Annotated in this window: 29 protein-coding genes; 19 read left to right on the forward strand and 10 right to left on the reverse strand. The window is 61.3% G+C overall.

Annotation, left to right across the window (positions count from 1 at the left end; genetic code table 11):
* Nucleotides 1–37 precede the first annotated feature (37 nt).
* Nucleotides 38–1,405: a NarK family nitrate/nitrite MFS transporter gene (locus KAK11_RS21090; RefSeq protein WP_210811562.1), complete on the reverse strand. Its 1,368-nt coding sequence runs from the start codon at nt 1,403–1,405 to the stop codon at nt 38–40.
* Between the two features lie 69 nt (nt 1,406–1,474).
* Nucleotides 1,475–2,755 carry an MFS transporter gene (locus tag KAK11_RS21095; protein ID WP_210811563.1) on the reverse strand — a complete coding sequence of 427 codons (1,281 nt, stop codon included), beginning with the start codon at nt 2,753–2,755 and terminating at the stop codon, nt 1,475–1,477.
* A 197-nt stretch (nt 2,756–2,952) separates the two neighbouring features.
* On the opposite strand from KAK11_RS21095, the gene KAK11_RS21100 reads away from it, so the two are divergent.
* A complete protein-coding gene (locus KAK11_RS21100) occupies nt 2,953–3,363 on the forward strand; it encodes a hemerythrin domain-containing protein (protein ID WP_210811564.1) in 411 nt (136 codons plus the stop codon).
* On the opposite strand, the gene KAK11_RS21105 is transcribed toward KAK11_RS21100, so the two are convergent.
* Together KAK11_RS21105 and ytfE are read right to left on the reverse strand one after the other, a co-directional pair.
* Complete coding sequence (locus KAK11_RS21105) at nt 3,339–3,569, reverse strand: DUF3079 domain-containing protein (protein ID WP_210809642.1); 231 nt, start codon at nt 3,567–3,569, stop codon at nt 3,339–3,341. The two genes, KAK11_RS21100 and KAK11_RS21105, sit on opposite strands and share 25 nt — an antisense overlap.
* A gap of 8 nt (nt 3,570–3,577) precedes the next feature.
* On the reverse strand, nt 3,578–4,303 hold the full coding sequence (ytfE, locus tag KAK11_RS21110; RefSeq protein WP_210811566.1) for an iron-sulfur cluster repair protein YtfE: 726 nt from the start codon (nt 4,301–4,303) through the stop codon (nt 3,578–3,580).
* A 146-nt stretch (nt 4,304–4,449) separates the two neighbouring features.
* Here ytfE and norR point away from each other — a divergent pair, with 146 nt between their 5' ends.
* The 3 genes from norR (at nt 4,450) to KAK11_RS21125 (ending at nt 6,677) form a co-directional block, all read left to right on the forward strand.
* The gene (gene norR / locus KAK11_RS21115; RefSeq protein ID WP_310737850.1) at nt 4,450–6,039 is read left to right on the forward strand and encodes a nitric oxide reductase transcriptional regulator NorR; all 1,590 of its coding nucleotides are present in this window, start codon (nt 4,450–4,452) and stop codon (nt 6,037–6,039) included.
* Nucleotides 6,040–6,058: 19 nt separating this feature from the next.
* On the forward strand, nt 6,059–6,436 hold the full coding sequence (locus KAK11_RS21120) for a SirB2 family protein (RefSeq protein ID WP_210811567.1): 378 nt from the start codon (nt 6,059–6,061) through the stop codon (nt 6,434–6,436).
* 97 nt (nt 6,437–6,533) lie between these two features.
* On the forward strand, nt 6,534–6,677 hold the full coding sequence (locus KAK11_RS21125) for a helix-turn-helix domain-containing protein (RefSeq protein WP_210811569.1): 144 nt from the start codon (nt 6,534–6,536) through the stop codon (nt 6,675–6,677).
* Nucleotides 6,678–7,112: 435 nt separating this feature from the next.
* Here the strand turns inward: KAK11_RS21125 and KAK11_RS21130 are convergent, their stop codons facing one another.
* Nucleotides 7,113–8,090 (reverse strand): LysR family transcriptional regulator, encoded by a 978-nt coding sequence (locus KAK11_RS21130; protein ID WP_210811570.1) that lies wholly within the window; start codon nt 8,088–8,090, stop codon nt 7,113–7,115.
* A 142-nt stretch (nt 8,091–8,232) separates the two neighbouring features.
* On the opposite strand from KAK11_RS21130, the gene KAK11_RS21135 reads away from it, so the two are divergent.
* The 13 genes from KAK11_RS21135 to KAK11_RS21195 all read left to right on the forward strand — a co-directional run bounded on the left by KAK11_RS21135 (nt 8,233) and on the right by KAK11_RS21195 (nt 20,135).
* The gene (locus KAK11_RS21135) at nt 8,233–9,420 is read left to right on the forward strand and encodes a muconate/chloromuconate family cycloisomerase (RefSeq protein ID WP_210811572.1); all 1,188 of its coding nucleotides are present in this window, start codon (nt 8,233–8,235) and stop codon (nt 9,418–9,420) included.
* Between the two features lie 46 nt (nt 9,421–9,466).
* A complete protein-coding gene (gene catA / locus KAK11_RS21140; protein WP_210811573.1) occupies nt 9,467–10,402 on the forward strand; it encodes a catechol 1,2-dioxygenase in 936 nt (311 codons plus the stop codon).
* Between the two features lie 137 nt (nt 10,403–10,539).
* Entirely contained in the window at nt 10,540–11,904 is a 1,365-nt protein-coding gene (locus KAK11_RS21145; protein ID WP_246499210.1) for a Rieske 2Fe-2S domain-containing protein, read from the forward strand.
* Nucleotides 11,901–12,392, forward strand: a complete 492-nt coding sequence (benB, locus tag KAK11_RS21150) for a benzoate 1,2-dioxygenase small subunit (RefSeq protein WP_210811575.1) — start codon at nt 11,901–11,903, stop codon at nt 12,390–12,392. Before KAK11_RS21145 ends, benB begins: the two co-directional genes overlap by 4 nt.
* An 18-nt stretch (nt 12,393–12,410) precedes the next feature.
* Entirely contained in the window at nt 12,411–13,430 is a 1,020-nt protein-coding gene (gene benC, locus KAK11_RS21155; protein ID WP_210811576.1) for a benzoate 1,2-dioxygenase electron transfer component BenC, read from the forward strand.
* Entirely contained in the window at nt 13,427–14,221 is a 795-nt protein-coding gene (benD, locus tag KAK11_RS21160; RefSeq protein ID WP_210811578.1) for a benzoate diol dehydrogenase BenD, read from the forward strand. The genes benC and benD overlap by 4 nt, the downstream gene beginning before the upstream one ends.
* A 25-nt stretch (nt 14,222–14,246) precedes the next feature.
* Nucleotides 14,247–15,617 (forward strand): MFS transporter, encoded by a 1,371-nt coding sequence (locus KAK11_RS21165; RefSeq protein ID WP_210811579.1) that lies wholly within the window; start codon nt 14,247–14,249, stop codon nt 15,615–15,617.
* Between the two features lie 49 nt (nt 15,618–15,666).
* Nucleotides 15,667–16,368: a 3-oxoacid CoA-transferase subunit A gene (locus KAK11_RS21170; RefSeq protein ID WP_210811580.1), complete on the forward strand. Its 702-nt coding sequence runs from the start codon at nt 15,667–15,669 to the stop codon at nt 16,366–16,368.
* Complete coding sequence (locus tag KAK11_RS21175) at nt 16,365–17,018, forward strand: 3-oxoacid CoA-transferase subunit B (protein ID WP_310737851.1); 654 nt, start codon at nt 16,365–16,367, stop codon at nt 17,016–17,018. The genes KAK11_RS21170 and KAK11_RS21175 overlap by 4 nt, the downstream gene beginning before the upstream one ends.
* A 30-nt stretch (nt 17,019–17,048) precedes the next feature.
* Nucleotides 17,049–18,254 (forward strand): 3-oxoadipyl-CoA thiolase, encoded by a 1,206-nt coding sequence (gene pcaF / locus KAK11_RS21180; RefSeq protein WP_210811581.1) that lies wholly within the window; start codon nt 17,049–17,051, stop codon nt 18,252–18,254.
* 25 nt (nt 18,255–18,279) lie between these two features.
* Nucleotides 18,280–19,098 (forward strand): 3-oxoadipate enol-lactonase, encoded by an 819-nt coding sequence (gene pcaD, locus KAK11_RS21185; RefSeq protein ID WP_210811582.1) that lies wholly within the window; start codon nt 18,280–18,282, stop codon nt 19,096–19,098.
* Between the two features lie 15 nt (nt 19,099–19,113).
* Nucleotides 19,114–19,392, forward strand: coding sequence for a muconolactone Delta-isomerase (catC, locus tag KAK11_RS21190; RefSeq protein WP_210811583.1), 279 nt, complete (start codon nt 19,114–19,116; stop codon nt 19,390–19,392).
* Between the two features lie 89 nt (nt 19,393–19,481).
* Nucleotides 19,482–20,135, forward strand: a complete 654-nt coding sequence (locus tag KAK11_RS21195; protein ID WP_210811584.1) for a trimeric intracellular cation channel family protein — start codon at nt 19,482–19,484, stop codon at nt 20,133–20,135.
* Nucleotides 20,136–20,498: 363 nt separating this feature from the next.
* Here KAK11_RS21195 and KAK11_RS21200 read toward each other — a convergent pair whose 3' ends face one another.
* The gene (locus KAK11_RS21200) at nt 20,499–21,128 is read right to left on the reverse strand and encodes a CHAP domain-containing protein (protein WP_210811585.1); all 630 of its coding nucleotides are present in this window, start codon (nt 21,126–21,128) and stop codon (nt 20,499–20,501) included.
* A gap of 63 nt (nt 21,129–21,191) precedes the next feature.
* On the reverse strand, nt 21,192–21,455 hold the full coding sequence (locus tag KAK11_RS21205) for a hypothetical protein (RefSeq protein WP_210811586.1): 264 nt from the start codon (nt 21,453–21,455) through the stop codon (nt 21,192–21,194).
* Nucleotides 21,456–21,811: 356 nt separating this feature from the next.
* On the opposite strand from KAK11_RS21205, the gene KAK11_RS22340 reads away from it, so the two are divergent.
* Nucleotides 21,812–21,892: an integrase core domain-containing protein gene (locus KAK11_RS22340; protein ID WP_210811623.1), complete on the forward strand. Its 81-nt coding sequence runs from the start codon at nt 21,812–21,814 to the stop codon at nt 21,890–21,892.
* A 227-nt stretch (nt 21,893–22,119) separates the two neighbouring features.
* On the opposite strand, the gene KAK11_RS21215 is transcribed toward KAK11_RS22340, so the two are convergent.
* The 3 genes from KAK11_RS21215 to KAK11_RS21225 all read right to left on the reverse strand — a co-directional run bounded on the left by KAK11_RS21215 (nt 22,120) and on the right by KAK11_RS21225 (nt 25,135).
* Entirely contained in the window at nt 22,120–22,407 is a 288-nt protein-coding gene (locus KAK11_RS21215; protein ID WP_210811587.1) for a hypothetical protein, read from the reverse strand.
* A 395-nt stretch (nt 22,408–22,802) separates the two neighbouring features.
* A complete protein-coding gene (locus KAK11_RS21220) occupies nt 22,803–24,155 on the reverse strand; it encodes a type II toxin-antitoxin system HipA family toxin (protein ID WP_246499212.1) in 1,353 nt (450 codons plus the stop codon).
* A gap of 20 nt (nt 24,156–24,175) precedes the next feature.
* A complete protein-coding gene (locus tag KAK11_RS21225) occupies nt 24,176–25,135 on the reverse strand; it encodes a hypothetical protein (protein WP_210811590.1) in 960 nt (319 codons plus the stop codon).
* A gap of 655 nt (nt 25,136–25,790) precedes the next feature.
* Between KAK11_RS21225 and KAK11_RS21230 the strand changes: the two genes are divergently transcribed.
* Nucleotides 25,791–25,985 (forward strand): hypothetical protein, encoded by a 195-nt coding sequence (locus KAK11_RS21230; protein ID WP_210811591.1) that lies wholly within the window; start codon nt 25,791–25,793, stop codon nt 25,983–25,985.
* Nucleotides 25,986–26,042 lie beyond the last annotated feature (57 nt).

Here is a 26,042-nt window from a genome sequence, read left to right on the forward strand (position 1 = left end):
GTCGATCGAGAAAATGGGACATGTCAAACCTTTGAGGTCAGCAAGGCATGGGGGCGTTCTTGCGGCTGTAGCACCACCAGGTGATGGCCATGCAGCTGAGGTAGAACACGATGAAGGCATAGAGCGCCCCGTCGGGGCTGCCCGTTAGGGCGATGGAGGTGCCGTAGCTCTTGGGGATGAAAAAGCCACCATAGGCGCCGATGGCGGAGCTAAAGCCCAGCACCGCAGCCGCCTCTTTGTTGGCGTCCTTCACGGCTTGTTCGCGGGCGGCGGGGCTAGGCCCGGCGGCCCGCTGACGTTCGGTCAAGAAAATGACCGGGATCATGCGAAAGGTGCTGCCGTTGCCAATGCCGGCAAAGGCAAACAAGGCCATGAACGCCACCAAAAAGCCCATGAAGTCGCCACCCTGGCCGGCCTGTGGCAGGTAGTGCAGCACGGCCAGCACGCCCAGGGCCATGGCGACAAAGTTCCAGAAAGTGACGCGCGCACCGCCCAGCTTGTCGGAGAGCCAGCCACCCAGGGGCCGCGACAGCGCACCGACCAGCGGGCCCAGCCAGGCGTACTGCAGCGCATTGATGCCGGGGAACTGGCTTTTGATCAGCAGCGGGAACCCCGCCGAGTAACCAATGAAGCTGCCGAAGGTGCCCAGGTAGAGCCAGCACATCAGCCAGTTGTGCTTGCGCTTGAAGATTACCGCTTGATCAGCAAACGAGGCCTTGGCCTCGGCCAGGTCGTTCATGCCAAACCACGCTGCCAAAGCAGACAGCGCAATGAAAGGTACCCAGATGAAGCCTGCGTTTTGCAACCACAGCGGGCCTTTGGCGCTCTGCGCAGGCTCGCCGCCCAGCGCACCAAACACCCCGGCGGTGATGACCAGGGGCACCACGAATTGCACCAGCGATACGCCCAAGTTACCCAGGCCCGCGTTCATGCCCAAGGCATAGCCCTTTTGCGCCTTGGGGTAGAAGAAGCTGATGTTGGCCATGGAGCTGGCGAAGTTGCCGCCGCCCAGGCCACAAAGCAGGGCCAGTAGCACCATCACCTCATAAGGCGTATTGATATCCTGGACTGCAAATCCGATGCCCAAAGCAGGCAACAGAAGGCTGGCCGTAGACAACGCCGTCCAGCGTCTCCCACCGAAGATGGGCACGGCAAAGGAATAAAAGATGCGTAATGTGGCACCGCACAGCGCGGGCAAGGCCGCCAGCCAGAAGAGCTGGTTGGTGCTGTACTTGAAGCCCACATTGGGCAGGTTGACCACCACCACCGACCAAACCATCCAGACCGCGAAGGCCAGGGTCAAGGCCGGGATGGACAGCCAGAGGTTGCGGGTGGCCACGCTGTGGCCGCTGCGGTCCCAGAGGCTTTTGTCCTCCGGGTTCCAGTGAGCAATGACGGATGCCATGAGGGGCTCCTATGAAGAAAGAGAGAGGTGCGGTCGAACGCGCGAAGAGAAGAAGGAAAGAACAGCGCGTTAGCGCGCGAACGACCGCGAAAACGGGGCTTCCGGTGCAGCGGCGCCCATCACCTCGGTGCGGCGGACTTCCGTCCAATACATCCAGATGAGGGAGACCCAAACCACGCCATAGAGCAACATGAAGGCGCTGGAGCGGATGCCGGTGAGGTCCATCAGCACGCCGAACAAAATGGGCAGCACAAAGCCCCCCAGACCGCCGGCCAGACCAACGATGCCGCTGATGGCGCCGATGTTCTGCGGGTAGTCGTCGCTGATGTACTTGAAGACGCTGGCCTTGCCGAAGGCCCAGGCGATGCCCAAGATGAACATCAAGGCAGTGAAGGCATAAACATTCAGGCCGATGTGAAAGGTCTGCGGCCCGTTGACCGTGAGGATGGTGAAGTCGGTCTGCGGATAGCTCAGCAAGAACAGGCAGACCCAGCTCACCCACATCACCCACCAGGTCACGCTGTGCGCGCCAAACTTGTCAGACAGCACACCGCCAATGGCGCGCAGCACCCCACCGGGCAGCGAGAAGCAGGCCGCCAGCAAAGCGGCATAGCGGATGTCCAGGCCATACTCGCCCACGTAGTACTGCACCATCCACAGGGCCAGCGCCACATAGCCGCCAAACACAATGCTGTAGTACTGGCAGTACTTCAGCACCTTGGGGTCCTTCAGCGCCTTGAGCTGCTCACCAAAGCTGGCCTTAGAGGTAACCAAGTGCGATGGGTCACTGGCACTACCAAACCAAAAAATCAGCAACGTGCCCAGCATCACGGCCGCATAGACCTGCGGCACGGCCGTCCAGCCAAATGCCACCAGCAAGGCCGGGGCGACAAACTTGTTGACCGCCGAGCCCGAGTTGCCCGCGCCATAAACCCCCATGGCCATGCCCTGCCTGTTTTTAGGAAACCAGCGAGCCACATAAGGCGTGCCCACCGAGAAGCTTCCCCCGGCCAAGCCCACAAACAGGCCGATCACCAGGAACTGCCAATACTGGGTGGCGTAGCTCATCATCCAAATGGCGGGGATGGTGGCGGCCATCAGCACGGCCATCACGATGCGGCCGCCGTACTTGTCGGTCCAGATGCCCAAGGGCACGCGGATGAGCGAACCCGTCAACACCGGTGTGGCGGTGAGTAGGCCAAACTCGGTGGCGTTCAGGCCCAGCGTCTTCTTCAGCGGAATGCCGATGACGCCGAACATCATCCAGACCATGAAGCAGACGGTGAAGGCCAGGGTGCTGACGATCAGCACCGACCAGGCCTTGGGAGGAAGCGGAGTGGAAGTGGACATGGTGTGTCTCTTGAAGAACACCCCCACTGTCGCGAATCCACTGTCCGATCACCATACCGCTAAGCGTCAGGGTGGCTGATGCGTTAGAACGATGGTGTCTTGAGGGACATAGTTCTGAAGAACTACTCCGGGGTCTGCCGCCTCAAGCTGACGAAGGCTCAGCCGATCACACCGTTCTTCTTACTGAAAGGTGCCTCATGGACATCTCACGCTTCAAAGCCGATCACCAAGTGATTGCAAAAGGCATTGCTGACCTTCGTCTGCTGGTGCAGCAGGGCTTGGCCCAAAACGCTGACCGTATCGTGGAGCACCTGCATCAGCTCAGCGCCAAGATCAAGCTGCATCTCAACGCGGAAGACGCGGTGCTTTACCCCGCACTGATGCAACAGTCATCCTCGGCACCCGCAGAGACGGCCCGGAAATTTAAAGCGGAGATGGGCGACTTGGCCAAGGTCTATGGCGCCTTCACCCAGAAGTGGGCCTACGGCAAGTTGATTGCTGACAACCAAGAAGCCTTCAAGGCAGATGCCAACACCGTCTTTCAGGCTTTGCACGAAAGAGTTCGTCGCGAGAACCAGGAACTCTATCCCTTGGCGGAGCAGGTGTGATCGATCTGGCCACTGGCAGGCCCATTGCCCGAGGGAGCTAAGCCCCAACTGGCCCAGTCAGGGCCAAAGGATTCAATGGGGTGCTGAGTTCGCTCCGAGCCATTGCCGCACCTCAGCTGCCCCGCTGGGCAGTAGAGGTCGCAGCCCCAGCAGAGGCGCTCAGGATGTGGCGGGCAGAGGGGAAAGGGCTTGCGCCCAGACCCCATGAGGTTTGTCATGCTGCTTGGGCGTGCGCCGTGCAGGCGCAGGCACTGGCTGGTGCCTCGGCTGTCTGATTCAGCCCCTCGAACAAGACATTGTTTTCGAGGTGGATGTGCTGCATCAGGTCTTGTTTCAGGGTCACGAGGCCCGTCAGCAAGGCCCGCCAGGTGTTGCACGCGCCGCGTGGTTGCACCAAGCCATGGGCCAAAGCCACCATGCGGGCCAGAGCTTCGCCATGTTGATCATGCTCGAAGCGCATCATGGCCACAGGAGGCAGCCCCTGCGGCGGCACGCCCTTCTGCAAGAGTGGAAACAGAATCTGCTCTTCCTTTTGCATATGACTTTCCAACTCTTGGAGCATGGTCTCCAAGTGACTGGCCAAGCCATGGGGGCATTCGGGACGGTCACCATGGACGGTCTCTACCCTGCGAGAAAGGCGGATCAGTTCAGGCAGTTGCTGACGATGACGCGCGTGATAACGCTCCAGAAGGTGCGCAATCAATTCGGGCGCAGTGGCGTCGCGCCAGTCACGCTCCATCGCGCCGGGCTGGTCAAGTAATTGCGTGAGCGCCAAGGTCACGATTTGGGGATCCAGGGCTAGGGGAGCCAAAGCGTCGCGCAGCGTTTTCTTGCCACCGCAACAGAAATCAAGATCGTGTTGGTGAAACACGGCCGTGGCGCCAGGGATGCTGCGGGCCAGGTCGCCCAAGGAGCGGTCGAGGAACTGAGGGGTGGTCATGTGCAATCTCCAAAGTGGGAAAAGAGTGAACCTGCTTTACGCATGCACCGTGCCAGCCTGACCGGACAGGGTCTTCAAACACTTAGCGCTGATTTGGGTCAAAGTGACCCGAGTGATTGAGGTCAGAATGACCCTTATGGGTAAAAATGACCATGATTCAAACCAGCTTGTTGAATGACTTGGCGGTCGGCCTGCCTTCAGGTGTGCGCTTGCAGCGGATGGTGGCCAGCTTGCGTGCGGGCTTTGGCTGCGATGCTGTCGCCTTGTTGGCGCTGGAGCCCGGCGCCGTGGATTGCTTGCGGCCCTTGGCAGCTGTGGGCTTGACACGAGACGCCTTAGGGCGGCGTTTTCCGCTGGCAGAGCAGCCACGCTTGGCCGCATTGATGGCCAGCCGAGAGGTGGTGACCTTTGACGCTGACAGTCGGCTTCCAGACCCTTACGATGGCTTGATTGAAGGCCTCAAAGGGCAGGCTCTTGCAGTGCATGACTGCATGGGCATTCGCCTGCAGCAAGAAGGCCGCCCGTGGGGCGTGTTGACGCTTGACGGCCTGACCCGTGGCCGGCTAACCCGCCACGACCGCAGCCGGCTGGCTGAGCTGGTTCCCCTTTTAGAAGCTTCTATCCGCTTGACGCGTTTGGAGCGCGAAGTACAAGACCTGCGGCACAGCCACGCCCGAGTCATGCGCAGCAGAGAAGATCAAATCGTGTTGCCCGACCCCGGTCACGATGACATCGAGATCGTGGCTCATTCCGACGCCATGCGACGCCTTCTGGACGAAAGCAAGGTGGTGGCTCAGAGCGAGTTGACCGTACTGTTGCTGGGAGAAACGGGGGTGGGCAAGGAACTGCTGGCACGCCGTCTGCATCGGCTATCGCCGCGCCATGGTCAGCCTTTGGTCATGGTGAACTGCGCAGCGCTGCCCGAAAGCTTGGCGGAGAGTGAGCTTTTTGGTCATGCTAAAGGCGCATTCTCCGGTGCGACCACCGAGCGGACAGGTCGCATCGAAGCCGCGCAGGGGGGCACTTTGTTCTTGGATGAAGTGGGCGAGCTGCCCCTCAGTCTTCAAGCCAAGCTGCTGCGGACGCTACAAAACCGGGAGATTCAGCGCTTGGGTTCGGACAAGGTTCGCAAGGTGGATGTCCGGTTCGTGGCCGCAACCAACCGCAATTTGCAAGCAGCCGTCAAAGAAGGCTCCTTCCGGGCTGACCTGTATCACCGACTGACGGTCTATCCCTTGCTGATCCCGCCGCTCAGAAGCCGTCATGAAGACATCTTGCCGCTAGCGGGTCGCTTCTTGGAGGTCAATCGCCCGCGCTTAGGCCTTCGCGGCCTTAGGCTCAGCGATGAGGCTGAGTGCGCGCTGCTGGCCCATGATTGGCCGGGCAATGTGAGAGAGCTGGAGCATGTGCTGGGCCGCGCCGCCCTGCGCGCAGCCCAGGTGGCCCAGGATGGCCATGGCATCGCCGTCATTCATCCCGAGAGCCTTGGGCTTGCGCCCACCGACACGACCAGTCCTGGCATATCTCAGGTCACCGCATCGACACCTGGCGCTGGAATCCCGCGTTCTCCGAGACAAGCCAGCCGAGCAGCCCAGCGGCAGAGCATTGCGCTCGCCTTGAGCCAATCCGGCGGCAATTGGTCCCGGGCTGCCCGCTCCTTGCAGATGGATGCCAGCAATCTTCACAAGCTAGCGCGGCGCCTGGGAATGAAAGCCTGTGAGACACATGGCCAATAGTGAATTTTGGAGCGCGCTGGTGAGCGCCTATCCGGCCATCAAGACTTTGCACCTGTGGTGCGTATCACTCAGCATTGGCCTCTTCAGTGTGCGACTGATCGCCACCTGGACAGGAGCGACTTGGCCCATGCATCCGCGAATGCGTCACCTGAGTGTGGGCGTCGACGTGTTGTTGTTATGCGCAGGCGTGACCCTGTGGACTTTGCTGCAACTGAACCCTCTACGAGACACCTGGTTGGGTGTCAAACTGATGGTCCTGGTGGCTTATGTGGTGTTGGGATCATTGGCGCTCAAGCGCGCACCGACGCTGCGTGCCAAGATGGCGTGTGGCTTGGCCGCTTGGCTGTGCGTGGCGGCTATGGCGGCGGTGGCTCGCGCGCACAGCGCAAGCCTCTAACGCTAGATTGTCGAGGGAGCAGCCCGGGGACGGCAGGTCAACAAGTTACCGTGATTGACGGGAGGATGTTTGACAAGCTTTTCTGCATCGCTCACACATGCGCAAGATCGAGCAGGGCGAGCACATACCCACGTTGGCAATCACGTTCAAGATTGCCAGGGCCCTAGGAGTCAGTGCAGCGGAGTTGATGAAAAGAACCGCCGAAAGATTACCTGCTGAGTATTTGTCGGGCTCGGATTGATACCGGATGACGATCCAGTGGGCAATCGACAAGGTTTTAAATTTCCGCCAAGGATCGCCCAATCGACATGTGGCTCGTTGTGTCGAGCAGCACCGCTCGGTGGCAGCATGCCGCTGTCCAGAAGTTGCTGAGCCAGGTGGGATCGATGGGCGCAGATCAGCCGCCGCTCAACGGCCCAGTCAACATCCGCGATGACAAATCGCCGCACCTTCTCCATCACCACTCAAGCCGCTAGGTTTGCCTCGAGAACTGGCGGTGGCGAGAACGAGGGTGGATACCTCCCGATTATGAACCGACATCGAAAACTTTGAGGCGTTCGCAACCAACTTGACTCGGGCTGTGGCGGCGCTCTAGCCGCACTTATGAGCACATCACGGCGCGGGCTGGCTCACAGGCAAGTCGACCCATTGGATGGGTCCGCTTTTCAACAGTGGACTACTCCAGGCCGGCAGCATCCTTAGCATTGCGGGCCTCGGCATCAAGGCCCGTCGCGCAAGGAAATGCATTGGTCTGAACGTCCAGCCAAGGAGGGTTCTGGGCGTACATCTCGGCGATGAGTTGCTTGATGGCAGCGAGGTACCACGAGTCGTCGTTGAGCCGGTGGCTCAGGATGATGGGCGAGGTCACGTCCTCGTTGGCGATCAGCCGGTAAACGAGGTCTGCCCGCAGCCGCGCGGCAGCGGGCACGATGCAGACGCCCACCTCTGCGGCCACCAGGCCTAGGGCGGCATGCAGCTCGCTGACCTCGTGGACTTCCTCTGGGGTGATGCCTTTTTCGTGCAACACGCTGAGCACGTGGTCTGCGAAGCTGGGGCGCGGCTGCTTCGGAAACACGACCAGCTTGGGGGCCTTCAGGTCTTCCAGTCGCACTGTGCCTTGCTCTGCCGCAAGTGGCCAGTCGGGCGGGATCGCCAGCACCAACTTTTCCTCGCGCAGCACGGTGCGGGCCACGGAGTTGTCGTTCGTCCGAACACGACCAAACCCTAAGTCAATGCGACCGGACTTGAGTTCACTGATCTGCTGGATAGACCCCATGTCGACAAGGTGAACGTCGGTGTCGGGGTAGCGCTTGCGAAAGGTACGCACCAGCATAGGGAGCCCACCGTAGAGCGTTGAGGGCACATAGCCAATCGAGATGGATTGCCGATGGAAGCGCCCCGTCTGGCGGGCCGTGTTCTTCATCTGGTCCACGCGCTGAAGCACTTGCAGCGACTGCTCATAGAACACTCTACCGGCTTCTGTCAGGCGGATAGGCCGGCTGTTGCGCTGGATGAGCTGAACTTCCAGCTCTTCCTCTAGAAGCTGAATCTGGCGGCTCAAGGGCGGCTGGGCAATGTGCATCAACTCCGCCGCACGGGTGAAGTTTTTGGTTGTGGCGACCGCCACGAAATACCGCAGTTGGCGCAGATCCATTAGGGTAAACGATAGTTTTTGAGGTGAAAGCTGTCTAAGTCTTTGTATTGCAAAGAAAAACGAGCCCATGATACCCAATAGGTATCGAACCAGATGAATTTGGTGTTGGATTGCATACGGCAGCGGTCGTTCAATACAACACATGCAACATACTGCTTATCAACCACAGATCTCCTGCCCCGTGCGCATCGAGCGCGTTGAGACCATGCTGGTCGATCTGCCCACGATCCGCCCCCACAAACTGTCGATGGCGGTGATGAACGGCCAGACGCTGATGCTGGTTCGAATCAGGTGCTCGGACGGTACGGAAGGTATCGGTGAGGGCACAACCATCGGCGGGCTTGCCTACGGTGCCGAGTCCCCCGAAGGCATGAAACTGGCCATCGACACCTACTTTGCGCCCCAACTGGTGGGGGCCGATGCCAACCGTGTTCCGGCCTTGATGGACCGCCTGCACACTGCATTCCGGGACAACCGCTTTGCCAAGTGTGCCGTCGAGACGGCGCTGTACGACGCATTGGGCCACCGCACCGGCCTGCCCGTTTCCGAACTGCTGGGCGGCCGGCTGCGCGAGCGCCTTCCGGTGGCGTGGACCCTGGCCTCAGGCGACACCGGCAAAGACATCGAGGAAGCCCAGCGCATGCTGGCGCTTCGCCGCCACAACATCTTCAAGCTCAAGATCGGACGCCGCACGGTGCGCGAGGATGTGGCACATGTGGCCGCCATCAAAGCGGCGCTGGGCGACACCGCTTCGGTCCGTGTGGACGTGAACATGGCCTGGAGCGAGCTCGACGCCCACCACGGCTTGGCAGGCCTGGTTGATGCGGGCTGCGAACTGGTCGAGCAACCCGTGGCCAGTATCGATGCTCTGGCTCGCCTCACCGGCAAGTACCCCATCGCCGTGATGGCGGATGAATCTTTGGTCGGGCCCGAGAGCGCCTTCGCCATCGCCCGCGTGGCCGGCGCCAATGTCTTTGCCATCAAGACCGAACAGTCCGGCGGCCTCCAGGCAGCTCAGCATGTGGCCGCCATTGGCGATGCCGCTCGCATTGATCTCTACGGCGGCACCATGCTCGAAGGCGCGGTCGGCTCCATCGCCTCGGCTCACGTGTTTGCCACCTTCCGCGAGCTGCGCTGGGGCACCGAGCTGTTTGGCCCGCTGCTGCTGACCGAGGAGATCCTGACCCAGCCTCTGGACTACAGCGACTTTCAACTGACTGTGCCTGCCTCACCCGGTTTGGGCATTGCGCTGGATGAAGACCGCGTCCGCCATTTCCGACGCGACCGCCCGCGCACCAGCGTCGGCCCGGCTGCGCTCTCGCACGCCTGAACCGATCACCCCCTTTCACTACTGACTGACGAAACGGAGACTTCCCATGAGCGTTTACATTTCCCAAACCCCCGAAGTGCAAGACTTTCTGCGCCTAGCCAGCGGCCTGAACCAGCCCGGTGGCAACCCCCGCACCAAGCAGATCGTGCACCGCCTACTGTCCGACCTGTTCAAGGCCATTGACGACCTGGACATCACCTCGGACGAGTACTGGGCTGGCATTGCCTACCTGAATCAGCTGGGTGCGCGAAGCGAGGCCGGCCTGCTGTCGCCGGGCCTGGGCCTGGACCGCTACTTCGACATGCGCATGGACGCTGAAGACGCCGCACTGGGCGTGGAGATTGGCACGCCGCGCACCATCGAAGGCCCGCTGTACGTGGCCGGTGCTCCGGTGGCACAAGGCTTTGCGCGCCTGGATGACGGCAGCGACAAGGCAGGCCACACGCTGATCATGCATGGCACGGTCTACGCCGCCAACGGTAAGCCCTTGCCCAATGCAACCGTCGAGGTCTGGCATGCCAACACCAAGGGTTTTTATTCGCACTTCGACCCCACCGGCGAGCAACAGCCCTTCAACATGCGCCGCACCATCGTGACGGATGCCCAGGGCCGCTACAAGTTCCAAAGCATCGTCCCCAAGGGGTATGGCTGCCCACCTGATGGCCCCACGCAAGCCCTCTTGAATCAGTTGGGTCGCCACGGCAACCGCCCGGCACACATCCATTTCTTTGTGACCGCCGAAGGCCATCGCAAGCTGACCACGCAGATCAACATCGACGGCGACCCGCTGGTGTTTGATGACTTTGCCTACGCCACGCGTGAGGGCCTGGTGCCGACACTGGTGGAGCGCAGCGACGAAGCCAGCCTGCGCGCCCACGGCCAGAGCGCCCCCTTTGCCGAGATCGTGTTCGACATCACGCTCAGCAAGCTGGTCAATGGCGTGGACAACCAGATCGTAGATCGGCCCCGCCTGGCGGCCTGACCGCCCCCGCGTTGCGGCCTGGGCGGCCCTGCTTGGCCGCCCGCAGCGCCGCAACGGACGCTCGACCCCCGTCATCCCGCAGCTGCCTGACCGCGACCCTGGTCGTGGGGGATGACCTCACCCCAAAGAGACACACCATGACCCTGACCGCCACCCGCGACCGTCTCGGCGACGTTGAAAAGCTGCTGGACAGTGCGCTCCAAGACGACAAGGACGCCGGCATCTTCCGCTGCCGCCGAGACATCTTCACCGACCCTGATCTGTTTGAGCTGGAGATGAAGCACATCTTCGAAAGCAACTGGGTCTACCTAGCCCATGAAAGCCAGATTCCGGAGATCAACGACTACTTCACCACCACGATTGGTCGCCAGCCCATCGTCATCACGCGAGGCAAGGACGGCCAGCTTAATGCGGTGATCAATGCCTGTGCCCACCGTGGCGCCATGCTGTGCCGCAAGAAGCACGGCAACAAGGGCAGCTTCACCTGTCCCTTCCACGGCTGGACCTTCAACAACAGCGGCAAGCTGCTCAAGGTCAAGGACGAGAAGACCACCGAGTACCCCGTGCAGTTCAACAAGCAGGGCTCGCACGACCTGAAGAAGGTGGCGCGCTTCGAGAGCTACAAGGGCTTTTTGTTCGGCAGCCTGAATGCGGATGTGCCATCGCTGGACGAGTTCTTGGGCGAGACCAAGGTCATCATCGATCAGATCGTCGACCAGGCACCCGACGGCTTGGAAGTGCTGCGCGGCAACTCTTCCTACACGTATGACGGCAACTGGAAGCTGCAGATGGAGAACGGCAGCGACGGCTACCACGTCAGCTCGGTGCATTGGAACTACGCGGCCACCATGGGCCGACGCGCCGAGGGCGGCACCAAGGCTGTCGACGCCAACGGCTGGAGCAAGAGCGTCGGCGGGGTCTACGGCTTCGAGAACGGCCACATCCTGTTGTGGACCAAGACCATGAACCCGGAAGTGCGCCCGGTCTTCAACCGGCGCGACGAGCTCAAGGTGCGCCTTGGCGAGAGCAAAGCCGAGTTCATCGTCAGCCAGACGCGAAACCTGTGCCTCTATCCCAATGTCTACCTGATGGACCAGTTCTCTACGCAGATCCGCGTGACCCGCCCGATCAGCGTGGACAAGACCGAGATCACCATCTACTGCTTCGCGCCCAAGGGTGAGAGTGCAGAAGACCGTGCCGTGCGCATCCGCCAGTACGAAGACTTCTTCAACGTCTCCGGCATGGGCACCGCCGATGACCTGGAGGAGTTCCGTTCCTGCCAGACCGGCTACGCCGGCAAGGCGGCACCTTGGAATGACCTCAGCCGCGGTGCACCGCTGTGGGTGAACGGGCCTGATGAGAACGCCAACAAGATGGGCATGAAGCCCCTGATCAGTGGCGCCCGCAGCGAGGACGAAGGCTTGTTTGTCTGCCAGCACGACTACTGGGCTCACACCATGCGCAAGGCCCTTCAGCAAGAACGCGAAGGAGCGGCAGCATGAGCGAGACCCTTGCAACCATCAGTGCCTTTCTCTACCGCGAAGCGCGCCACCTGGACGACCGCGAGTTCGATGATTGGCTCGAACTCTATGCCCCGGATGTCGAGTACTGGATGCCAGCCTGGGACGACGATGACCAACTCACAGAAGACCCGCACAGCCAGATCTCATTGATCTACTACCCCAACCGCAATGGGCTGGAGGACCGCGTCTTTCGCATCAAGACCGAGCGCTCCAGCGCGTCCATGCCGGAGCCTCGCACCAGCCACATGCTGGCGAATGTAGAAGTGCTGGCCGAGCGGGGCGACGAGGTGGACGTCCGCTACAACTTCCACACCCTCAGCCATCGCTACAAAAAGACCGACCACTACTTCGGCACGGCTTTCGTCACCCTGCGCAAAGGCGGCGACGCAGGTTACAAGGTCGCCCGCAAAAAGATTGTCCTGAAGGACGACTACATCAACCAGGTGATTGACATCTACCACCTCTGAGGTGCGAGGAGACAAATCATGAGCCACTATCGCATCGCCTTGAACTTCGAGGATGGCGTCACCCGCTTTGTGCAGTGTGGGGCCAACGAGAAGGTGCTCGACGCCGCCTTCCGTCACCGAATCAACTTGCCCATGGATTGCTCCGACGGCGTCTGTGGCACCTGCAAGTGCCGCGCTGAAGCGGGCAGCTACGAGCTCGGCGACGACTACATCGACGACGCATTGACGGCCGATGAAGCTGCTGAGGGCCTGGTGCTGACCTGCCAGATGGTGCCGACCTCTGACTGCGTGATTGCCGTTCCCGTACCGTCCAGCGCCTGCAAGACCGGCACCACGCAGTTCGGTGCCACTGTCAGCGCGGTGACACCCTTTGGTGACGCGGCCTATGAACTGGTGCTGGACACCACCGTCGACGCACCGGTGTTCCTGCCGGGCCAGTACGTGAACATCGAGGTGCCGGGCAGGGGGCAACACCGCTCCTACTCGTTCAGCTCAGCGCCGGGCAGCCAGCGCCTCACCTTCATGATCAAGCAGGTGACGGGGGGGCTGATGAGCAGTTGGCTGACCGAGGCTCAAGTGGGGCAGGGGCTTCAAGTGACGGGCCCCTTGGGCAGCTTCTATCTGCGGGCAGTCACCCGGCCGCTGCTGTTCTTGGCCGGGGGCACCGGTTTGGCCCCGTTCTTGTCGATGCTGGAGGTGCTTGCGACCCATGGCGTTGAGCACCCCGTGCATTTGATCTACGGCGTCACGCGTGATCAGGACCTGGTGATGGTGGACCGCTTGGTCGACTTCGCGCGCCGCATTCCGGGCTTCACCTTCGCCACATGTGTGGCTGACCCAAACACGCAGCACCCTCAGCAGGGCTATGTGACCCAGCATATGCCCGCCGAGGCCCTGCACGACGGGAATGTCGACGTCTACCTGTGCGGGCCGCCGCCGATGGTGGAGGCCGTTCAAAAGCACTTCAAGTCGGCAGGCCTCGTGCCTGCGAGCTTTCATTACGAGAAATTCACCCCTAACGCCACGGTGAGCGCATGAACACATCTCAACGTTTTCAAGACAAGGTCGTGCTGGTCACTGGCGCAGCCCAGGGCATTGGCCGCGGAGTGGCGTTGCGCATCGCCGCCGAAGGCGGCCAGGTGCTGGCGGTGGACCGCTCCGACATCGTCACCGAGGTGGTGGCCGAGATTCGCGATGCTGGCGGCAAAGCCGTCGCCGCGCAGGCAGATCTTGAAACCTTTGCTGGCGCGCAGCATGCGGTGGCGCAGTGCATGGCCGCGTTTGGCCGTGTGGATGTGCTGATCAACAACGTGGGCGGCACCATCTGGGCCAAGCCCTACGAGCACTATGAGGAGCAGCAGATTGAGGCGGAGATTCGCCGCTCGCTCTTCCCAACGCTTTGGTGCTGCCGTGCGGTGCTGCCGCACATGGTCGAGCGCCAGCAAGGGGTCATCGTCAATGTGTCTTCAGTGGCGACGCGCGGCGTGCATCGCGTGCCGTACTCGGCGGCCAAAGGGGGCGTGAATGCTCTGACCGCCTCACTCGCGATGGAGCACACCCGCAATGGCATCCGCATCAACGCCACCGCGCCCGGTGGCACCGACGCACCGCCGCGCCGTGTGCCCCGCAACCAGGCCGCACCGGCCCAGCCCAGCGCCATCGAGACCGCTTGGTACCAAGGCGTGATTGATCAGACCAAGGACTCCAGCCTGATGCATCGCTATGGAACCATAGCCGAGCAGGTCGCGCCCATCCTATTCCTTGCCTCCGACGAGGCTTCCTACATCACGGGGTCAGTCCTGGCTGTCGCCGGTGGTGATCAGGGCTGAACAACCATAGAGCAAAGAGACAACGATGAGACACATTGACCTGCACAAAGTCGCCGATGAGGCGCGCTTCAATCGCTTCCACTGGAGCGTGCTGCTCTGGTGCTCGCTTATCATCATTTTCGATGGCTACGACCTGGCGGTCGCTGGCATCGCCCTGCCGTCCATCATGAAGGAAATGGGGGTCAGCCCCACCAATGCCGGCTTCATGGTCAGCTCGGCTCTGTTCGGCATGATGTTCGGCGCGATTTTTCTCGGCACCATTGCCGACAAAATCGGACGCCGCCGGGCCATCGCCATCTGCATAGTGCTGTTCAGCGTGTTCACCGCTGCAGCGGGCCTGACCAGCGACCCGGTGACCTTCAGCGTGATGCGATTTCTGGCGGGCCTGGGCATCGGAGGCGTCATGCCCAATGTGGTGGCGCAGATGACGGAGTACTCACCGCGCAAGATTCGCAGCACCATGGTCACGCTGATGTTCAGCGGCTATGCCGTGGGTGGCATGCTGGCCGCTGTGGTGGGTAAGGGTCTGATCGAGAGCCATGGCTGGCAGTCGGTGTTTCTGGCGGCGGCTTTGCCGGTCTTGCTGATCCCGGTGATTCTCAAGTCCATGCCGGAGTCCATGCCCTTCTTGATCAAGACGGGACAGACGGCTCGTCTGCAAGCCATCGCCGCCCAACTAGCCCCGAGCTTTCGCCCGCAGCCCGACGACTCGTTCGACCTGCCCCAGCAAGACCGAGACACCACGGCGCCCATTGGGAAATTGTTTCAAGAGGGCCGAGGCTTCAGCACCGTGATGTTCTGGGTCGCCTTTTTCATGTGCCTGTTCATGGTCTACGCGCTCAGCTCCTGGCTCGCCAAACTGATGGCCGGTGCCGGCTACACGCTGGGTTCCGCGCTGACCTTCGTGCTGGTACTGAACTTCGGCGGGATGGTCGGAGCCATCGGTGGGGGCTGGCTGGCCGACCGCTTTCACATCAAGTATGTGTTGGTGGGCATGTACTTGTTGGCAGCGCTATCCATCAGCCTGCTGGGCTTTCCGGTGCCTACAGCAGCGCTGTTTGTGCTGGTGGGTTTGGCGGGTGCCTCGACGATCGGCACCCAGATCGTGACCTACGCCTATGTGGGCCAGTACTACCCGATGGCGGTGCGCTCCACCGGCATTGGTTGGGCCTCTGGCGTCGGACGCAGCGGCGCCATTTTGGCGCCCATCGTGATCGGGGGGCTGGTGGCGATGGCGCTACCGCTGGAGCACAACTTCATGGCCATCGCCTTGCCTGCGCTGATTGCTGCCGTCGCTGTGTTCTGTGTACGCCATGGCCGTGCGGCGCCATCGCCCAGTGCTGTCGGTGCTCCAGACACCGTGGTGGCGGGCCTCCCAGCAGTCGCTTCTAAGTGACGCGGCCATGTCGACGTCACGACTTACTTATCCTTTTTGAGACGGCTACATGATCAACAAGATCGCTCCATCGGTCGAAGAGGCCCTGGCCGGCATTCAGGACGGTGCCACCGTTCTGATCGGCGGCTTCGGCACCGCCGGCATTCCCAATGAACTCATCGACGGCCTGATCGCCCAGGGCGCCAAAGACCTCACTGTGGTCAATAACAACGCGGGCAATGGTGAAGCCGGCCTCGCGGCGCTTCTGCGGGCGGGTCGCGTGCGCAAAATCATTTGCAGCTTTCCGCGCCAAGCAGACAGTCAGGTGTTCGATGGCCTGTACCGTGCAGGAAAGCTGGAGCTGGAGTTGGTGCCGCAGGGCAATCTGGCCGAGCGCATCCGCGCGGCGGGCGCCGGCATCGGTGCGTTCTTCTGCCCTACGGGCTATGGCACGCAGTTGGCGGGTGGCCGCGAGACGCGCGAGATCAATGGCAAGCACTATGTGCTGGAGTATCCGATCCATGGTGACGTGGCGCTCATCAAGGCCGAGGCGGGTGACCGCTGGGGCAATCTTGTTTACCGCAAGGCGGCGCGCAACTTTGGCCCCGTGATGGCCATGGCCGCGCAACGCACCATCGCCACGGTGCACGAGGTGGTGGAGCTGGGGGCTCTCAATCCCGAGCACATCGTGACGCCGGGCATCTTCGTCAACAAGATCGTTCAGATCGACCGCGTGGCCACCCAAGCGGGTGGCTTCAAGAAAGCCGCATGAACATGGACTACCCACGTCGCACCAAGGACCAGCTCGCCGCACGCGTCGCTCAAGACATCTTCGACGGCGCTGTCGTTAACCTGGGCATAGGCCAGCCCACGCTGGTGGCCAACCACCTGCCCGCAGGCATGGAGGTGGTGCTGCACAGCGAGAATGGCCTGTTGGGCATGGGGTCTGCCCCGGCCGAGGGGCAGGAGGACTACGACCTCATCAACGCGGGCAAACAACCCGTGACGCTGCGACCCGGCGGTGCCTTTTTCCACCATGCCGATAGCTTCGCCATGATGCGCGGTGGCCACCTGGACATCTGTGTGCTGGGCGCCTTTCAGGTGTCGGCCACGGGCGACCTCGCCAATTGGAGCACCGGTGCGCCGGATGCCATCCCGGCCGTTGGCGGTGCCATGGACCTGGCCATCGGCGCCAAGCAAACCTGGGTCATGATGGACCTGCTCACCAAACAGAACGAGAGCAAGCTGGTCGAGAAGTGCAGCTATCCCTTGACCGGCTTGGCCTGCGTGAAGCGCGTCTACACCGACCTGGCCACGTTTGCGTGTACCGAGCAGGGGCTGCAACTGATCGATGCCGTGGATGGCCTCAGCCGCGAAGCACTTGAGCGCATCGTGGGCTTACCCATCTCCCCCGCGCAATGAAACCCGACACCCTTCACCAAGAGATTGCCTGTGACTGAACCCGTATTTATTTGCGACGCCATTCGCACTCCCTTTGGCAAGTACGGCGGCGCGTTGTCGTCCGTGCGACCGGATGACCTGGGCGCCGTCGTGCTCAAGGCCTTGACCGAGCGCAATGTGGAGGTCGATTGGAGCGCGGTTGACGACGTGATCTTTGGCTGCGCCAACCAAGCGGGTGAGGACAACCGCAATGTGGCACGCATGTCCCTGCTGCTGGCCGGGCTGCCGCAACAGGTGCCTGGCAGCACGATCAACCGCCTATGCGGTTCTGGCCTCGACGCCATTGGCATCGCGGCACGGGCCATCAAGTCGGGCGAAGCGGGCCTGATGATCGCGGGCGGGGTCGAGAGCATGAGTCGCGCTCCCTTCGTGGTGCCCAAGGCAGACACCCCCTTTTCTCGGGGCAATTCCATTCAAGACACCACCATAGGCTGGCGTTTCATCAATCCCGCGATGAAAGCTCTGTACGGTGTCGACGCCATGCCCGAGACGGCCGAGAACGTGGCGGAGGATTTCAAGATTTCGCGCGAGGACCAAGACATGTTTGCGTGGCGCAGTCAGGCCAAGGCTGGTGCAGCCCAGAAGGCGGGCCTGTTCGCCGCAGAGATCATGCCGGTCGCCGTCCCTCAACGCAAAGGCGATCCACTCCTGGTCAGCGTGGACGAACATCCGCGGGAGACCAGCGTCGAGGCCTTGGCCAAGCTCAAGCCGGTGGTACGGCCAGGCGGCACCGTGACGGCGGGTAATGCCAGCGGCGTCAATGATGGCGCTTGCGCGGTGTTGCTGGCCAGCGAGGCGGCCGCCAAGCGGCACGGTCTTACCCCCAAGGCGCGTGTGGTCGGCATGGCCACTGCCGGTGTTGCGCCGCGCATCATGGGCATCGGCCCGGCGCCGGCCACCCAAAAGCTCTTGGCCCAGACTGGACTGAGTTTGGCGCAGATGGATGTGATCGAGCTCAATGAGGCCTTTGCCTCGCAAGGCCTGGCTGTGTTGCGCCAACTGGGCCTGACCGACGATGACGCCCGCGTGAACCCGTATGGCGGGGCCATCGCCTTGGGGCATCCTTTAGGGGCCAGCGGCGCACGGCTGGTGACCACGGCCGTTCAGCAGTTGCACCGCAGCGGTGGCCGCTTCGCGCTGTGTACCATGTGCATCGGCGTGGGGCAGGGCATTGCGCTCATCGTCGAGCGGGTGTGACACGGACCGATCCATCATGCCGCACATGAGTTTTTCACCCCCCGTCTCTCTGGAGACCGCGCGTGGCACCTTCCGCGTGACGGTGGACGGTGCGTCCGATGCACCCGCACTGATCCTTTCAAACTCCCTGGGCACCACGCTGGAGATGTGGGACCCACAGGTGGCCGCGTTCTCCGCGCACTACCGCGTAGTTCGCTACGATGCGCGCGGCCATGGTGGCAGCCCGGTCACGCCGGGCCCTTATACCGTCGCTGATCTCGGCCAAGACGTGCTGGCGGTGCTGGATGCCTTGGGCATCGCACGGGCTGCCTTCTGCGGCATCTCCCTGGGCGGCCACACCGGACTGTGGCTGGGCATTCATGCTGGCAGTCGGTTCAACGCCATCGCGGTTTGCAACAGCGCCGCCAAGATCGGGACCGCGCAAGCTTGGAGCGAGCGCGCGAGCATGGTGCGCGAAGGCGGCTTGTCCAGCATGCAGTCCCTGGCTGCATCGTCCCCAGGTCGATGGTTCAGCGTCGACTTCGTGCAGGCGCAGCCTGACCTTGTGCAGGAGGCGCAAGCGTGGATCGCCGGCATTGCGCCCCAGGGCTATGCCGCGTGCTGCGAGGCCCTGGCCAGCTCGGATCTGCGTGATCAGTTGGGCCGCATCGCCCTGCCGACGCTGCTGGTGGCTGGTCAACGGGACCCGGTGACGACCGTGGCCGATGCCCAAGAGATACAGGCCAGCATCCCGGGGGCGGCGCTGGCCATGGTGGCGGCGTCCCATCTGTCCAACTTGGAGGCGCCCGAGGCCTTCAACCAGGCCGTGCTGCGTTTTCTCTCAACCCTCAGGCACGTTGCCTGAACCCCAGGACATCCCATGCTCTATCTGGTTCACATGGTCGTCAACATCCCTGCCACGCTTGATCCGCAAGAGGCTGCACGCATCAAGGCAGAAGAGAAAGCCTACTCGCAGCAATTGCAAAGTGCTGGCAAGTGGCCTCATCTCTGGCGCGTGGTGGGTGAATACGCCAATTACAGCGTGTTCGACGTCGAGAGCAACGACGAATTGCACGACACCTTGAGCAAGCTGCCCCTGTTCCCGTTCATGAAGATCGCGGTCACGCCGCTGGCCAAGCATCCGTCATCGATCGTCTAAGCTGGATTAGCGGGTACTGAAAGCAGGTCGCTAGGCGACCAGGCTGAGCTTGTTACGATCCGGGCCTCACAGTTTCAGGTCAGCTCATCATGGCAAGCGGCGCACCTTGGGTATTGAGTCAGGTTCAAGTGGTCGCCGAAGCCGTGGCTACCGTGGCTTTTGCGCTGTCGGGTGTCATCGAGGCCGCCCGAAAGCGGCTGGATGCTGTGGGCATCTGCGTGGTGGGCGGATTGGCCGCGTTTGGTGGCGGCACCGTGCGCGATGTGGTGCTAGACCGGCGTCCTTTGTTCTGGGTTCAGCATGCAGGCTGGTTGTGGGCGCTGTTGGCCCTGTGCATCGCTGCCATGGCTTTCATGCGCGCCAGGCATCTAGAACCCACGGAGCGTGCGATGCAGTGGCCTGATGCGATTGGGCTGGGCCTGTTCACCGCCAGCGGCACGCAGATTGCGCTGGACAGCGGAATGCCCGCCATCGTGGCGGTACTTTTGGGCATGGTGACCGCAGTATTTGGAGGCGTGCTGCGGGACGTGGTTTGCAATGAGATACCGCGCGCATTTCATGACCATCGCCCGTATGCGATTTGCGCTTTTGCGGGAGGATGGGTATTGGTCGCAACCCAGGTCCTCTCCCTGCCGGGCTGGGTCTCATTGACCGCAGCCGCACTGGTCACAACGAGCTTGAGGGCCGCCGCCATCGTCTGCGATTGGCGTTTGCCAGAGTGGCAGGCATCACGACGGCTTTGAATGCTGGTGCGGACCAACTACTAAACGCTGCGTCAAAACCTCACTGAGTTCGGACAAGCAGCCCCATTGACCCTTCGAAGCGCTCCCTTCATCACTGAAACGAGGGACCACACCAAGGGACTCGAGCGTTCCTTCAAAAGGCTGGCGACAAGCTGTCTGGTCAATGGCTCGAGCGCGCAGCGCGCGACAAAAGCGATCGTTTGCAGAGTGCACTGCCTGAAGACTGTAGTTGCCAACGCTGACTACCTTGCCACACCCTTGAAGCGTCGCTGCGGCCGAATTTGCACGAATCTTACCGACGGCTCATGCAGGCTTGCCAGCCTGACTTGGCGCTCCAGACATGCTGAACTCCCAGTCTTTGGGTCAGTCCCAAAGCAGCCATGGCCGACACACCAAGGTGGACCATTCCGGGTGCTGCGGGTTGTGATGAACCTTGAAGACCTCGACCCCGGTTTCGGCAATACCGCTCGGGTAGATTTGCCCATCGCGGGGCGGCAGTTCCATGTTGCCCGAGGAGCAGTGAATGACCTGACTGGCGGGGCCCTCGGCAGTGCCGCCTTGAACTTCGGTGATCAGGCCAACATGGCCATATGAAGTCTTGCCATGGTGGGCGTACACCAGCAAGTCACCCGGTCTGCCCGGGAAGTCGGGGCTGGTGGAAACAACCCGAAAGCGTATGTCAGCATTGCGGGCGTCCTGGTGGATCCAGTCTGTATTGCGTTCGTTTCTTGCTTCGCCCAAGACCCACCAGATGAAGCCACTGCAATCACACACCGGCAGTGGGCCGAGCTTGTCGGGGTTGTAGCCGCGGGCTTGCGCCTTCTCACGGTACACCTTGATCGTGGGATCTGATGTGTTCTCAGCCAGGTCCACATAGTCCTTGCCGTGTGGATAAGGGCGCTCCGGCCGCTTCCCTCCCTTGCCGAGCATGTACAGCGTCGGCAAATCTAGGGCTGAGCGGGCGCGAAGGATCAGTGATTCTGCAGAAGACATTGGGAGAGCCTCGGGCGAGTGATCGTGATCAGATGCTCTCGCCGAGATTCGGCTATGTCTTCATCAGAATTGAGGGGGCGAAGTGCCGCCATCAACGTTGCCTTCATTCAAGCCGCTCACCCCCGCTTCCGCAACCACTGCCGGCACGTGCCCAGCCGCCAAGCCGATTTGCTTCCAAAGCCATTGAGCCGGGGGGGGCAGCCGATCCGGAGCGCTGGAGTTGACTTTGTAGATGTAGGCCGTGGTGGTGTTGAGCATGGCCGCGAGTTCTTTGGGGCCGATGACTTGATCGTCCGGGAGTTGAGCAAGACTGGCTCGGATGTCCATGTGCGTTCCGTTCTCTTGTTGAGGAAAGCAGAGGACGCCAGTATCTGGCTGAATGAGGCCTGGGACTGAGTCGTATTTTTTGGCGCGCCGCGCACTCACCGCGTTTGGGAACGATGATGTGGTCGACTCTGCTACCGCTCCCGATAGGGCCTTTGGGCAGCGCTTAGGCGGGCTTCAAAGTCTTGCAGGAAGGCCGGCAGGGACATGCCCAGGGTGGTGACCCACTGCCGCAGTTCGATCACACCCAAGCGCCTAGAGCTCTGAATCGCTCCGAGAATCGGGGAAGCCATTCGGTTTGAGTCAAGCTGCCATCATGGTGGCTTGACTAGCGAGTTACCGGTTGTAGTACGCCTCAGCTGTCAAGCGACATCGAGAGCTTCAACGGCAGGTTTCGCGAAGAGTGCCTCAATGAGCATTGGTACCAGAGCCTGAGCTAGGCCTCGCATCGATGCAGCTGATTGGCGCAGCGACTACAACGAGGTGCTGCCTCACAGCAATATTGATCCGATTCCACCATCTGAGTGTGCAGATCAGTTACGTAGACAGGCAGGCGACGCAGCTCGTCATGAACCGATGCCCGAATCCATTAACCTTCAACCTTAGGATCTCTGTCAAATCTCTGGTAGACCTAAAGTGGCCATGTCACTTGGGACCCGAAGGAGATCTAGGTGGCCCCATGGGCGACGTTTTCGGCGATAACTCGCATCTTGTATCCCCGGCGGACGCGACGCAGATTTTCTTGGGCTATCAACCTTTGGGCTTGTTGGGCATTGAGCACGGGCATGACCATTGAGTTTCCTCTCCGACTGAAGCGGCCTCCCCACTCCTTATGCAGCTCCAGCTCTCCCCACAAATTCGGGCTGATGCGAATGCCGTAATGGCGGGTCTCAGATTCCCAGGTCACATGGGTGATTTCCGGAGTCAACCAGGGCGGCAGATCATTGGCTTTCATGCGTCTAGACCATACACGATTGCTGGCTCACTGGGTGAGCCAGTGATATGACATACAAGACAATCTGCGAGTGGGAAAAGGTGATTGCGGATTGCGGCAGTACCAGAAAGCGCAAATCTGCATACCGCATCGGCGCCACGATGCGCGGCACGGTGCGCAGGTACTTCCGTATCGAGTTGCGGCAGCAGCCTAGTTCCTTGCTGATGCGCATTGTTCCCCATCCTGGCGCCTTTAGCGCCACCATCCTCTGCACCTCCTGTGGCGCCAACATCTCCTGTCTTCCTCCAACGGCTATGACGCCGGAAGGATCGGTCGCAACGGCCGTCATGCGGACCTCCTTCTAGTGAATGGGGGCTGATCTGGATGTCGCCTGACAGCTGGCGAGTGACGCAACGTTAGCGGTTCGTATGTGAGCGCGTCGCAGGTACTTGCACGCTCAGTTGACGCCCGAGATGTGCGAGAAGCAGCGACTTCATCCGCTCGCTGATTGCGGCTTTTTCGATCATCGCCGGCCAGAGAGCCCGAGCCTTATCGGTACACCGCTTGAGGCTTGACCAGGCGGGCTTCTCTGGAATGCCAAGCCGAGTGCAAAACTCGCGCACGATGGCTAGATCCAACCGCCCTTGATCCGTTGTTTGCTCCGGGAACAACCGGAGCGCCCGAGCGTAAGGTTGAACCCCGTAGGCGCTGTAAGCCACGATGTCGTAGGCCGGCGGCAGATCGGGCTCTGTCGGATGGGTGTATCGGACACCGATGTTCTTCAGGTGCATGTCCGGATTGCCGAGCAGGTCATTGACCAAGATCCGGCGAAGCAGCTCATGCACAGCGGCCTCTCCCAGGGAGGGAACGCGCATCATCACGGCGGCGACCGTCAGATAGTCTGAGGTGTACTTGTCTTCCGGCTGCACCCCGAGGATCTGGGCGAAGTCCTCGCAGTGGACGCGACCTGTCGGCGTCTGCGCGTCTCGGTCATAGCGGTACACCGCAAGAAAAGGTGTTTGCTCTCCAACCTCGCCGAGGTCGTATCCATGCTCGACGGCCAAGTTTCCCAGCGGCATGAGCTCTGCTTCGACTGTGCTGACGCCAGCCGCCTGTGCCATTCGCAGTGATAGCTCCTCGAGCTCTGGAAGGTGCGCTCGCTCACCGACAGGAAGCTTGGCAATCACATGCCTAACGGCGATGCGGTCGTCATCTTCGCTAAGCTTCGCCCGTGCGACAAACCGGTCGCCTGCACGCAGCACTGCCAGCTTGGCTTGCATGCCGGGCACGGAGGCAGCCTCCTCCAGCGGCTGTGCGACGACAGACATCTCGAGGGCATCCTTGCCCTGTGTCATCAATCGCGATAGGCGTCCTTTCTCAAGGTCGTTTGGATTGATGGGTATCGCATGAAGACCGCCAGGCAGATCTTTGCCGGTGGCCGCGAGAATTTCGAAATAGTCCTCACTGTCGCACTGCCTCCTCTGCGCGATGCGCTCGCGAAGTGGGCCTTCAGGCAGTAGGTTCTGGAAAAACGCTGGCAGCAACCAGGCACGCATGTTCTTGCGAGAGTAGGCGCCATTGAAGCTAGGTGCGCTTACGTCCTTCCACAGTGCCGCCTGTTGCTCAGGCTGCCCTGCACGCATCGAGAGGGAGACATACGGCTGCTGGGGGTCCGAGCCGAATTCGTCGTCCGCGACAAAGCGGTTGATGACCTGGTCATGCGAAAGCGGGTACTGGAACAGAACACCAACGCGACGCTGGTCAAGCAAGATCGCGAGAGCCTTGACTCTCAATGGCGTTCTCCGCCTTCTCGGGCGCCGGTGCGCTTGAGCATCTGGCGCGCGAGATCAACTACAGACTCGACCGCTGGGGCTTGCGAAGACGCCTGGAGGCCAGCGGCGCTGGACTTGGGAACGAGAACCAAGGCCAAACCAAGTCGGTCCGCGACCGCCAAAAGGGTGCTGAGACGATAGTCTTCGCTGCCGCGCATGACGTTGACCATCGTCTGGCGAGAAAGACCAGCGGACTCCCTCAGCGCCTGTTGGGTCTTGCCGCTCTCTTGAAGCGCCTTGCGCAGGGCTGCAGAGACGTCTTGGATGGTATTCATGTCTATTAAAATAGAACCTCTGTTGAAAATTCTATTTTGGCGTACATTGAAACACAAGCTAGGCGACATCCAATACGGCTCCCTGACGACGTCCTGAACTGACTCCTTTACGAGAAGGAGGTCCGCCTGACGGACGTCGTGGCCGATCCTTCCGCCGTCATGGACGTTAGAGGAAGACAGGCCATGGTGGCGCCACGGGGAACCATCGCTTGTGCCGCAGCAAGGCTGCTTGGCCATTTTGTTGGCCACTGCTTTGAGACCGGTACTGACACTGCGGTGTGCCTCCAGCTCCAGCCAGAACTCGCGCGCTGGTCTTGCTGCTGAGCTCGATGCAGTTGCTTGGTCAAGATCAAACGGAGCGTAGTCCGGAGCGTCGCCCATGGCGGCGTTGGGCCGCCAGTGCATTGGCAGCCTGTCGTACACCGGTGCGAGCGTGAACCGCCCCCTGCGAATGCCCTCAAGGTCAACCATGAGTCCAAGATTGCCGCAGTGCATGGCCGTGTTGCCGATGAACTGACCGAAGGCCATCAGCGCGGCCGCGCGATCGACCTCGAGTGTGCTCAGCCGGCGTTGGCGTGCCAAGGCGCTGGCCGGGACAAAGTCCAACTCGACGTGAACGAGCTCGCCCGCCAAAAAGGTCAAGAGACCGAACGCCCGGACGCTAACGCCCTCACCCGTCCGCTACAGCCGCTGCGGGGCCGGATTGCCGCGAATCAGTTGGGGAAGTCCGTATCGCGTGGCTCTTGCCTGTAGCTGCCTGAAGCTCTTGAGATGAGGCGATTCCTCTGTGTGCGAGTACGCCCAGAATCACCTCGTGATTACGGTCTAAGTGATACATGATCTATGCATAGATTCTGCATAGATAGCAAGCCGCAACGAACACATCTCCACAAAGATGCCGGTGTGCAGAAGACCTTCGATGGCAGTAGGCTGATCCCGTCAGGGTGACCTGCTCTGCCCTTCAGAATGGGGAGGATGTCAAAAGAAAGTGCCTCGGCATACAGTTGTCTAGCGGAGTCCCATGGGCCATCTCTGGCCCCGCTTTATCTCAGCCCCATGCGTTGCGATGCGGTTTTGGCCTTGAAGGCTAAAACTTGTCAAACATCGCGCTAGGTGATATTCCTCGCGCTGTGATCCATGGCCTCAGCCAACTTGCCCGCATACCTCCATGCTGCGTGAACTGCTCCAGCTCACAGGCCAAGATACGCTCGTGAATCAGAATCAGAACATCCTGGCTTCAGTCTCTCAGAGGGACCGACGCGTCATAGCGATTCGGTTTCTGCGAGGCAACGAGTCTATGGGATCCCTGCTCAAGCGCTGCGCCGGCACTTCGCCTGAATCCCATGAAGCCAAGGTCGAGTTGGCATGCGTGCTGTTGATGGCCAAGAAGGACGCGCCAGAGGACTTGTGTCTGGGCGACCCTCCGCTTTACGCACGCCTGCGCGAGCGCATCACCGCCATCCGCATGGGCGGCTGGCTTCGACACGCGTAGCCCCAGAAGCAACCCCGCACACGTTCCACCCCGAAGGCCGTTGGGCAAGCTGGCAGC

The organism is Ideonella paludis, from assembly GCF_018069865.1.
Lineage (GTDB): Bacteria > Pseudomonadota > Gammaproteobacteria > Burkholderiales > Burkholderiaceae_C > Ideonella > Ideonella paludis.

Excerpts from the sequence above, each read along its gene's own strand:
- KAK11_RS21090 (WP_210811562.1), bottom strand. The coding sequence starts at position 1,405 with ATGGCATCCGTCATTGCTCACTGGAACCCGGAGGACAAAAGCCTCTGG.
- KAK11_RS21095 (WP_210811563.1), bottom strand. The coding sequence starts at position 2,755 with ATGTCCACTTCCACTCCGCTTCCTCCCAAGGCCTGGTCGGTGCTGATC.
- KAK11_RS21100 (WP_210811564.1), top strand. The coding sequence starts at position 2,953 with ATGGACATCTCACGCTTCAAAGCCGATCACCAAGTGATTGCAAAAGGC.
- KAK11_RS21105 (WP_210809642.1), bottom strand. The coding sequence starts at position 3,569 with ATGGGGTCTGGGCGCAAGCCCTTTCCCCTCTGCCCGCCACATCCTGAG.
- ytfE (WP_210811566.1), bottom strand. The coding sequence starts at position 4,303 with ATGACCACCCCTCAGTTCCTCGACCGCTCCTTGGGCGACCTGGCCCGC.
- norR (WP_310737850.1), top strand. The coding sequence starts at position 4,450 with ATGACCATGATTCAAACCAGCTTGTTGAATGACTTGGCGGTCGGCCTG.
- KAK11_RS21125 (WP_210811569.1), top strand. The coding sequence starts at position 6,534 with ATGCGCAAGATCGAGCAGGGCGAGCACATACCCACGTTGGCAATCACG.
- KAK11_RS21130 (WP_210811570.1), bottom strand. The coding sequence starts at position 8,090 with ATGGATCTGCGCCAACTGCGGTATTTCGTGGCGGTCGCCACAACCAAA.
- KAK11_RS21135 (WP_210811572.1), top strand. The coding sequence starts at position 8,233 with ATGCAACATACTGCTTATCAACCACAGATCTCCTGCCCCGTGCGCATC.
- catA (WP_210811573.1), top strand. The coding sequence starts at position 9,467 with ATGAGCGTTTACATTTCCCAAACCCCCGAAGTGCAAGACTTTCTGCGC.
- KAK11_RS21145 (WP_246499210.1), top strand. The coding sequence starts at position 10,540 with ATGACCCTGACCGCCACCCGCGACCGTCTCGGCGACGTTGAAAAGCTG.
- benB (WP_210811575.1), top strand. The coding sequence starts at position 11,901 with ATGAGCGAGACCCTTGCAACCATCAGTGCCTTTCTCTACCGCGAAGCG.
- benC (WP_210811576.1), top strand. The coding sequence starts at position 12,411 with ATGAGCCACTATCGCATCGCCTTGAACTTCGAGGATGGCGTCACCCGC.
- benD (WP_210811578.1), top strand. The coding sequence starts at position 13,427 with ATGAACACATCTCAACGTTTTCAAGACAAGGTCGTGCTGGTCACTGGC.
- KAK11_RS21165 (WP_210811579.1), top strand. The coding sequence starts at position 14,247 with ATGAGACACATTGACCTGCACAAAGTCGCCGATGAGGCGCGCTTCAAT.
- KAK11_RS21170 (WP_210811580.1), top strand. The coding sequence starts at position 15,667 with ATGATCAACAAGATCGCTCCATCGGTCGAAGAGGCCCTGGCCGGCATT.
- KAK11_RS21175 (WP_310737851.1), top strand. The coding sequence starts at position 16,365 with ATGAACATGGACTACCCACGTCGCACCAAGGACCAGCTCGCCGCACGC.
- pcaD (WP_210811582.1), top strand. The coding sequence starts at position 18,280 with ATGAGTTTTTCACCCCCCGTCTCTCTGGAGACCGCGCGTGGCACCTTC.
- catC (WP_210811583.1), top strand. The coding sequence starts at position 19,114 with ATGCTCTATCTGGTTCACATGGTCGTCAACATCCCTGCCACGCTTGAT.
- KAK11_RS21195 (WP_210811584.1), top strand. The coding sequence starts at position 19,482 with ATGGCAAGCGGCGCACCTTGGGTATTGAGTCAGGTTCAAGTGGTCGCC.
- KAK11_RS21200 (WP_210811585.1), bottom strand. The coding sequence starts at position 21,128 with ATGTCTTCTGCAGAATCACTGATCCTTCGCGCCCGCTCAGCCCTAGAT.
- KAK11_RS21205 (WP_210811586.1), bottom strand. The coding sequence starts at position 21,455 with ATGGACATCCGAGCCAGTCTTGCTCAACTCCCGGACGATCAAGTCATC.
- KAK11_RS21215 (WP_210811587.1), bottom strand. The coding sequence starts at position 22,407 with ATGAAAGCCAATGATCTGCCGCCCTGGTTGACTCCGGAAATCACCCAT.
- KAK11_RS21230 (WP_210811591.1), top strand. The coding sequence starts at position 25,791 with ATGGGATCCCTGCTCAAGCGCTGCGCCGGCACTTCGCCTGAATCCCAT.